The 8071-nt window shown below is 49.3% G+C and carries 8 protein-coding genes; 5 read left to right on the top strand and 3 right to left on the bottom strand.

Annotated features, from left to right (window positions below; genetic code table 11):
- The 3 genes from NNO04_RS21780 to NNO04_RS21770 form a co-directional block, all read right to left on the bottom strand.
- Positions 1 to 353: FimD/PapC N-terminal domain-containing protein (locus tag NNO04_RS21780; protein WP_271446434.1), on the bottom strand; the 353-nt coding region annotated here is incomplete at its 3' end.
- A gap of 29 nt (positions 354 to 382) precedes the next feature.
- Entirely contained in the window at positions 383 to 1129 is a 747-nt protein-coding gene (locus NNO04_RS21775; protein WP_271446433.1) for a fimbrial biogenesis chaperone, read from the bottom strand.
- A gap of 24 nt (positions 1130 to 1153) precedes the next feature.
- Positions 1154 to 1726 carry a fimbrial protein gene (locus NNO04_RS21770; RefSeq protein WP_271446432.1) on the bottom strand — a complete coding sequence of 191 codons (573 nt, stop codon included), beginning with the start codon at positions 1724 to 1726 and terminating at the stop codon, positions 1154 to 1156.
- Positions 1727 to 2157: 431 nt separating this feature from the next.
- Here NNO04_RS21770 and NNO04_RS21765 point away from each other — a divergent pair, with 431 nt between their 5' ends.
- The 5 genes from NNO04_RS21765 to NNO04_RS21745 all read left to right on the top strand — a co-directional run bounded on the left by NNO04_RS21765 (position 2158) and on the right by NNO04_RS21745 (position 7927).
- On the top strand, positions 2158 to 2805 hold the full coding sequence (locus tag NNO04_RS21765; protein ID WP_271446431.1) for a helix-turn-helix domain-containing protein: 648 nt from the start codon (positions 2158 to 2160) through the stop codon (positions 2803 to 2805).
- A gap of 93 nt (positions 2806 to 2898) precedes the next feature.
- On the top strand, positions 2899 to 3525 hold the full coding sequence (locus NNO04_RS21760) for a winged helix-turn-helix transcriptional regulator (RefSeq protein ID WP_271446430.1): 627 nt from the start codon (positions 2899 to 2901) through the stop codon (positions 3523 to 3525).
- Positions 3526 to 3748: 223 nt separating this feature from the next.
- On the top strand, positions 3749 to 4537 hold the full coding sequence (gene fabI / locus NNO04_RS21755; protein ID WP_271446429.1) for an enoyl-ACP reductase FabI: 789 nt from the start codon (positions 3749 to 3751) through the stop codon (positions 4535 to 4537).
- Positions 4538 to 4760: 223 nt separating this feature from the next.
- The gene (locus NNO04_RS21750; protein ID WP_271446428.1) at positions 4761 to 5903 is read left to right on the top strand and encodes a carboxymuconolactone decarboxylase family protein; all 1143 of its coding nucleotides are present in this window, start codon (positions 4761 to 4763) and stop codon (positions 5901 to 5903) included.
- A gap of 89 nt (positions 5904 to 5992) precedes the next feature.
- A complete protein-coding gene (locus NNO04_RS21745) occupies positions 5993 to 7927 on the top strand; it encodes an exoribonuclease II (protein ID WP_271446427.1) in 1935 nt (644 codons plus the stop codon).
- Positions 7928 to 8071: the final 144 nt, after the last annotated feature.

Below are 8071 nucleotides of genomic sequence, written 5' to 3'. Positions count from 1 at the left end.
CATTGAGTGAAGTTAATTTGTTCTTTTTTGAAATTAATCAAATTTAATACACTCAGTGGAATGCATGGGATGACATTTTTGTTATCTGTCGCCTTAAACTCAACTTCCGTCACTGTCAGCGTTTGTTGATTCAACGCCACAGCGATTTTATAAACACCCGGCAGTACGTTAGCCCCGTTTGAGAAACGAGCTAAATCTACGGACTGTCCCACCGGCTGTTTCACAAAGTCAGAATCAAACTCTACCTGATCATCTGTCGGCGGAGTCGGTGCCTCCCCCGTGGCAGCCACCGAACATTGCACAATGAGTATGTTTAACGTCAAAAACAAAATAATTGAGAACAATATAATCATAATATTTCCACCAGAGGCAGAGCTTAAGACTATTTGCTCTGGTTGTGTTTGACTGCTGCACCATAGTCATTAATTGACGTAAAAGTAATCGCGTGGATATCACTGATTGCATTTATATTTTTAAAATGAAAGTCAGCATTGCCTCCAGGGGCGATCATTTTTCCATCTTCGACATATTTGCTTCCCCCTTGGGTATAAGTCACCGTCCCAAGAGTAATATAATAAGGTGTAGGGTTTGTCGCTTTTACACCACCATTACTGATTGACCACTGCAATGAGTCTGGTGCGTCACCTGAACTACCTTTTAAACCTTGTGGACGATAAAAAAGTTTTACTCTGGTTCTGAACGCGATACTCAGATGGTTATTCTCAGCTGCATTTTTTGACTTCGCAGGGATTTCCAGTACGTTTAGATAAAACACGGATTCTTTATTCGCCGGAATTCCCTTGCCATCAACCAGACTGATCCTTAATGTCTGCCCCTTTCCGGCATCAATACGATTAATGGGCGGCGTTAAAACAAACGGTGAAGTGATTTTATCCGGCGTTGCTGATTGATTGCCATCATCAATCCAACTTTGCGCCAGTACAGGGGCTTTGCCGGAATTTTTCATGTTCACGGTGACTTCATTTTGTTCCGCTGAATAAATAACACGGGTTCCGCTTAACACAATACCAGCACAAGAAAGAGTGCTATAACTTAATGCCGTCATCCCTGATAGCGCTACTAATAAAAAAGTTAATTTACGTCTGGACAGAATCATAGGAATAGACATTTTATCATAACACTCTTTGGTCGATTATTTATAAATCAGGTCGTAGGTAACTTTCCCTTGTACCGCTCCGGCACCAAGGGTTGCACCTGTTACTTTGTAATACTCAACAAAGTAAGAAAGCGTCCCTTTCTTACTCGTGGAATCAGGCGTCACATATTGCGCAGCAGCTGACTGCCCGGCGTCACCGACAAGAATGACTTTGTCATCTGTCGCATCTAACAATTGCAGACTGACCCCGGTTGCACCTCCTGCTGCAATATTATTCAGATGCCCCGTATCCGCATCCACCCATGCACCGTCGGGTTCAAAATAAGTCCCCACCTGAGTATCAGGATCATCCAGTGCACAATTCGCCAGTTCAATAGTGAAAGGTGTGCGCCCGGCAGTCTCAGCATGAAACGCTGAGATTGCAACCGGCGGCATTGTTACAGTCCCGTCGGCAGAAATACCATTTACTGTCGCCTCACAGGTAGATGCTGTAATTTTCCCTTCAAAAGTAATTGTACCGCTTGATGCTCCAGCGGCATAAGAGGCATTCACCATGCCCATAGACGCGGATGCAATAAGCCCCACTTTAAAAAACACAGATAGTTTCATTTTTGTTCCTAAAAATAGAATGATGCCCTGACCGCGAGTCTATAGTTATTCCTGCGATAACTTTGTTTTCATAAAAAGGAAAGGTATTTACAATAATAAAATTTCCATTATTGCAAATCGCTCCTTCCATCTATTAGAAATCAGTCACTCATTCCGCTCTCATGCAATGTCTACAATTTAAATAGAAAGCAAGAGTGGAAATGTTTATCACAAGAATCAGGCTCCTCAATGACAAGACATATTTTATTTATGGGAGCACTCAAAAGCAATGTGGCCCGAATCCAGAATTACACACCCCTTCACGACATTTATTTACCGATTGCAATATTCTATTAGTGTAATTTTAGACACTTATTCTGGATCCAGTTAAGAACATGAATAAGCCATAATTCAAAAATTATTATGTTTCATTACAAGGATTCAGTCTCAGCATGTCAGATTCACCTAACATTAACATTTTCAGGCATGGTAATAAGCCTGAACAATCTATCCGGCAATTGCTCACTGCCCTGAACTCTCAGGCGACTCCCCTACTCACACGCAAGGGCACGTTACTGCAGTATGTAACTGATGAGATAAATTACTGTTATTTGCTGCATAAAGGGCATGTGGTGATCAACCGTGCAACGGATGGATTGTCGTTAAACACTGAAACCGCGCCTTTTATTTTTGGTTTTAGCATGTTAACCCCTTCCTCTTGCCAGTTAACATTATGCACATCAGCAGATGCGGTCCTGAGCCGTCTTCCGCTTGACCTAGCCGTGAAAATTATCCAGCAGCAAGCGCTATGGGAGCCGCTTTGCCATGTCATGACGCATATTTCGTCCCGCATTTTTACGCATTGTACGCGTTTGTCTCAACCAGGAGCTTACGACGCTATACGCTATCTCCTGTTTGAGCTTTCGCTGGAGTCAGAGGAGTTCAGAGAATCGGAGTCGGTGGTGAAATACATCCAAAGCCGCTGTTTCCTGTCTCGCAGCGGGATTATGGCGGTTCTTTCAACCTTACGCCGGGGAGGTTACATTGAAATAAAAAACGGAAAGCTTATTCTAATCAATTGCTTACCAACAAAATTTTGAGCTTAAGGATTAAGCTGCTTCGCTTTGTTGTAACCTTTTGCAACTCTTTATCTATACTTATCAAAGAAGCGTGTCATTCGGTATAACTGTTATATGGATGAAAAAGCATTAATGCCACCTGCACTCAATACTCCCTACCCATGGTCAAAAATGTTGGTCGAGGCGTTGTTGCCCTTCGCCACGCCGCAGTCATACCGTAAGGGAATTCGGCTTGATTTTATTGAGGCAGATAAACCGATTTGTCGAATAATTGTCAGTGGCTCCGTTGAGGCACATCGCACCGCAGATCATCTGCTCGTAGTGCGAGTCTCAGCACCGAGTATCCTGGGCTTGGGTATCAGCGATAGTTATATTATTACCGCAGAACCCTGCAAAATCGCGACCCTCTCCTTAGCCGAGGTGCACCAGCACATCCAGGAGCTGGGTATGTGGGAAGTACTGGCGAAACATATGGTCGTGGTGAGCAGCAAACTGTTTTCCTACAGTCGACAATTGAGCGCCCCCACCGCCTATGAAGTGATTTGCAGTCAACTGATTGAGCTGATGCATGAATCAGAATCTTTGCGTGAGACGCTGTCCGTTGAACGCTTCATCCGTGACAGAACCCATCTGTCCCGCAGCAGCATCATGAAAATCCTTGCCGACCTCAGATTAGGCGGTTATATCAGCATTGAAAATGGACGGCTGTTGGCTATCCACCATTTACCGCAAAAGTATTGAATGAGGTTGGATCAGTACAGGCTGCGGCAGCTGATATAATAGAAAAGTGCTGGTTTTCTACTCTGTGGTGCACGCCACTTTCGGCGCTATGTAAAAATCACGTGACAATTCATGCGTATAGTGGGCTATAATTTCGGCCTGCTATCTCTATTATTCTGGCTGCATTCGTCATAACCGAATGAATATAAAGCCAAAAATAAGCAATGACATAAGGATTAAAGCTATGGGTTTTCTTTCCGGTAAGCGCATTCTGGTAACTGGCGTAGCCAGTAAACTGTCCATCGCCTACGGTATCGCTCAGGCGATGCGCCGCGAAGGTGCTGAACTGGCGTTCACCTACCAGAACGACAAACTGAAAGGCCGTGTAGAAGAATTTGCCGCTCAACTGGATTCCAGCATCGTATTGCAGTGCGATGTGGCTGAAGATGCCAGCATCGACACAATGTTCGCTGAACTGGCTAACGTTTGGCCGAAATTCGATGGTTTCGTACACTCCATCGGTTTCGCACCTGGCGACCAACTGGACGGCGACTACGTGAATGCGGTCACCCGCGAAGGCTTTAAGATCGCTCACGACATCAGCTCCTACAGCTTCGTTGCGATGGCGAAAGCATGCCGTTCCATGCTGAACCCAGGTTCTGCGCTGCTGACGCTCTCCTACCTGGGCGCAGAGCGTGCTATTCCGAACTACAACGTAATGGGTCTGGCGAAAGCATCTCTGGAAGCCAACGTACGTTATATGGCGAATGCGATGGGTCCGGAAGGCGTGCGCGTCAACGGTATCTCCGCAGGCCCAATCCGCACGCTGGCTGCATCTGGCATCAAAGATTTCCGTAAAATGCTGGCTCACTGCGAAGCGGTTACTCCGATTCGTCGTACCGTTACCATTGAAGATGTCGGCAACTCTGCTGCGTTCCTGTGCTCCGATCTCTCTGCCGGTATCTCCGGTGAAGTGGTTCACGTTGATGGCGGTTTTAGCATCGCGGCAATGAACGAACTGGAACTGAAATAATCGTTTCAGGATCCTGGTATGGGCGGCGTTCGTCGCCCATCGTTCTCTGCCTGTTTTACCCCCTCCTCACCCGTATTCCGCGCAGCATATAGCTTTCCGATATTTATTATCACGTAACAATCTTTCATCCCACCTCTTGCTTACGTCAGGATAATGCAGCGAAAACGACCCGCTGTGTTTCGACGACGTGTCCGGGTCGCCACTTTTAGAAAAGGGAACGCCCATGGAACAACGCCGAATTGAAGGCAAAAGCCACTGGTATCATGAGACACAGTCCAACGCCAGGACGCCGGATGTCCTGCCGCTGGTGCCTGAGGCGGCACACGTAGAGGACCGTTTTCTACTCGATCTGCCGATTTCTGAGGATGCGCTTTTCCCCTTTCAGTCCTGGTTGCACCCCGCCCGTCGACTTGCTCACATTCTGTTTCCCTCTCATGCTCATCAATATCAGATGAATACGTTCAGCGACTATGAACGTATGAGTACCGCATTGACTGTCGCGCAGGTCTGTGGCGTTCAGCGCTTGTGTAATCACTATGCTGCTCGTCTGGCGCCGCTTCCTGGTCCGGACTCTTCCAGGGAAAGTAACCATCGTCTTGCACAAATCACCCAATATGCCCGTCAGTTGGCAAGCTCTCCTGTGGTGATTGATGCCCGTGCCCGGCAACATCTGGATGATGTTGGATTGACGGTTTGGGACAGTGTTCTGCTAAATCAGATCGTGGGCTTTGTGGGTTTTCAGGCGCGGGTGGTGGCCGTCTTCCAGGCTTTTCTCGGACAACCGGTGCGTTGGGTACCCGGACTCGATATGCAGCCGTTCGCTCCAGCCCTTCCTTTTGCGACCGCCGAAGCGACATGGCATCCGGCGCATGTCGCCGCTGAATTCCCTATGGCCAGCGAACAGTCCCGACGTCAGCCAGGAGCAGAATTACAGTGGCTTGCGCCCGTCCTGGCGCACCACCCCGACCTGCTTTCACGACTTTCCACACTGATAACAAGCTCATTGCGCACAGAAGTGCCACAGAACGCCTCCGGGCTTGCAACCCTGCTCACTGCCCGTATTAATGGCAGCGTCGCTTGTTTTAATGAGCAGGCGCAACGCTCCCCGGAATTTACCGGGTTCATTGCCACACTCCGTCAGGAAGAGCGCGAAATACAGCAGTGGGAACAGCGGCATCCGGTTGAGCGCATAACATTGCAAGCGATACAATGGCTCACAAGGGCGCCCAATCGTTTTAGCGACGCACATTTTGGCGCCTTATCCGGGCACGATTTATCCTCTGAGCAGGCGATCAACTTACTCAGTTGGTGTGGGTTGTGCGGATGGCTAAATCGCCTGAAAATCGCGTTGGGTGATACCCATTAACCCTTCCATTTGCTTAAAGAGCGCTTGCTGCGCCAGGCAGAATCGCGTAAAACTGTCAGCCGCTCTTTTGGCCACGAAAATAGACAATTATGCTTCAGGACAACCCGCTGCTAGCGCAGCTTAAACAGCAACTGCATTCCCAGACGCCACGTGCTGAAGGGGTGGTAAAAGCCACGGAAAAAGGCTTTGGCTTCCTGGAAGTCGACGCGCAAAAAAGTTATTTCATCCCGCCGCCGCAGATGAAAAAAGTGATGCACGGTGACCGCATTGTCGCGGTAATCCACACGGAAAAAGAACGCGAATCTGCTGAACCCGAAGAACTGATCGAACCCTTCCTGACCCGCTTTGTGGGCAAAGTTCAGGGTAAGAACGATCGACTGTCCATCGTGCCGGATCACCCGCTGCTGAAAGACGCCATCCCGTGCCGCGCTGCGCGTGGCGTGGAACATGAATTTAAAGAGGGTGACTGGGCTGTCGCTGAAATGCGCCGTCATCCCCTGAAAGGCGATCGTACGTTTTATGCCGAATTAACCCAGTTCATCACCTTTGGCGACGATCACTTCGTGCCCTGGTGGGTCACACTGGCACGTCATAATCTCGAAAAAGAAGCCCCCAATGGCGTCGCCACTGAAATGCTGGATGAAGGTCTCGAACGTCAGGATCTGACGGCGCTGGATTTTGTCACTATCGACAGTGCCAGCACCGAGGATATGGACGATGCGTTATACGCGCAAGAATTGGCTGACGGTAAACTGCAACTCACCGTCGCCATCGCCGATCCTACCGCATGGATTGCCGAAGGCAGCAAGCTGGATAACACGGCGAAAATCCGTGCGTTTACCAACTATCTGCCGGGTTTCAATATTCCCATGTTGCCGCGTGAACTCTCTGACGATCTGTGCTCTTTGCGCCCACAAGAAGTTCGCCCGGTTCTCGCCTGCCGGATGACCATTGCTGCTGATGGAACCCTTGAAGACGACATTACGTTCTTCGCTGCGACTATCATTTCAAAAGCAAAACTGGCCTATGACAACGTCTCCGACTGGCTGGAAAACACCGGGACCTGGCAGCCAGAGAGCGAAGCCATTGCCCGACAAATCCGCCTGCTGCAACGCATTTGCCTGAGCCGTGGCGAATGGCGTCACAACCACGCGCTGGTGTTCAAAGACCGTCCGGATTACCGTTTTGTCCTGGGTGAGAAAGGCGAAGTCCTCGATATCGTTGCGGAACCCCGTCGCATTGCCAACCGTATCGTGGAAGAGTCCATGATCGCCGCAAATATTTGCGCCGCTCGCGTGCTCCGCGACAAATTAGGCTTTGGTATTTATAACGTTCACATGGGCTTCGACCCGGCTAATGTCGACGCTCTGGCGGCTCTGCTGTCATCGCACGGTATGCACGTTAATGCCGAAGAGGTCCTGACGCTGGAGGGGTTCTGCAAACTCCGTCGGGAACTGGATGCGCAACCTTCCGGTTTCCTGGACAGCCGAATTCGTCGCTTCCAGTCTTTCGCTGAAATCAGCACCGAACCAGGCCCGCACTTTGGTCTTGGTCTGGAGGCCTACGCTACCTGGACATCGCCTATTCGTAAATATGGCGACATGATCAACCATCGCCTGTTGAAAGCCATCATCAAGGGTGAGTCCATTGCGCGTCCGCAGGATGAAACTACCCTGCAAATGGCAGAACGCCGTCGCCTGAACCGTATGGCGGAACGTGATGTCGGCGACTGGCTGTACGCACGTTTCCTGAGTGACAAAGCCGGGACCGACACGCGTTTCGCGGCAGAAATCATTGATATCAGCCGTGGTGGAATGCGTGTTCGCCTGGTCGATAATGGCGCCGTTGCTTTTATCCCTGCGCCATTCCTGCATGCGGTTCGTGATGAACTGGTCTGTAGCCAGGAAAACGGCACCGTACAGATTAAAGGTGAAGCGGTTTACAAAGTCACTGATGTTATCGACGTCACGATTGCCGAAGTTCGCATGGAAACCCGTAGCGTCATTGCTCGCCCTGTCGCGTAACGTCTTACCGTACATGCAGTACGCCCCGTACAACGGTCTTTCCCGATAAGGAAAGACCGTTTTCTTTTTCCTGTCTGAACTGTCCGCGCACACTACACTTTAATGATTCATTACGATTTTTTTTGCTATTTCTCTGTGATGAGT

The sequence above is a fragment of the Citrobacter sp. Awk 4 genome (assembly GCF_028069725.1).
Taxonomy (GTDB): Bacteria; Pseudomonadota; Gammaproteobacteria; order Enterobacterales; family Enterobacteriaceae; genus Citrobacter_D.
The sequence above is the reverse complement of the archived record's forward strand: the minus strand, read 5'-3'. Positions and strand labels throughout refer to the sequence as shown.

Excerpts from the sequence above, each read along its gene's own strand:
- NNO04_RS21775 (WP_271446433.1), bottom strand. The coding sequence starts at position 1,129 with ATGTCTATTCCTATGATTCTGTCCAGACGTAAATTAACTTTTTTATTA.
- NNO04_RS21770 (WP_271446432.1), bottom strand. The coding sequence starts at position 1,726 with ATGAAACTATCTGTGTTTTTTAAAGTGGGGCTTATTGCATCCGCGTCT.
- NNO04_RS21765 (WP_271446431.1), top strand. The coding sequence starts at position 2,158 with ATGTCAGATTCACCTAACATTAACATTTTCAGGCATGGTAATAAGCCT.
- NNO04_RS21760 (WP_271446430.1), top strand. The coding sequence starts at position 2,899 with ATGGATGAAAAAGCATTAATGCCACCTGCACTCAATACTCCCTACCCA.
- fabI (WP_271446429.1), top strand. The coding sequence starts at position 3,749 with ATGGGTTTTCTTTCCGGTAAGCGCATTCTGGTAACTGGCGTAGCCAGT.
- NNO04_RS21750 (WP_271446428.1), top strand. The coding sequence starts at position 4,761 with ATGGAACAACGCCGAATTGAAGGCAAAAGCCACTGGTATCATGAGACA.
- NNO04_RS21745 (WP_271446427.1), top strand. The coding sequence starts at position 5,993 with ATGCTTCAGGACAACCCGCTGCTAGCGCAGCTTAAACAGCAACTGCAT.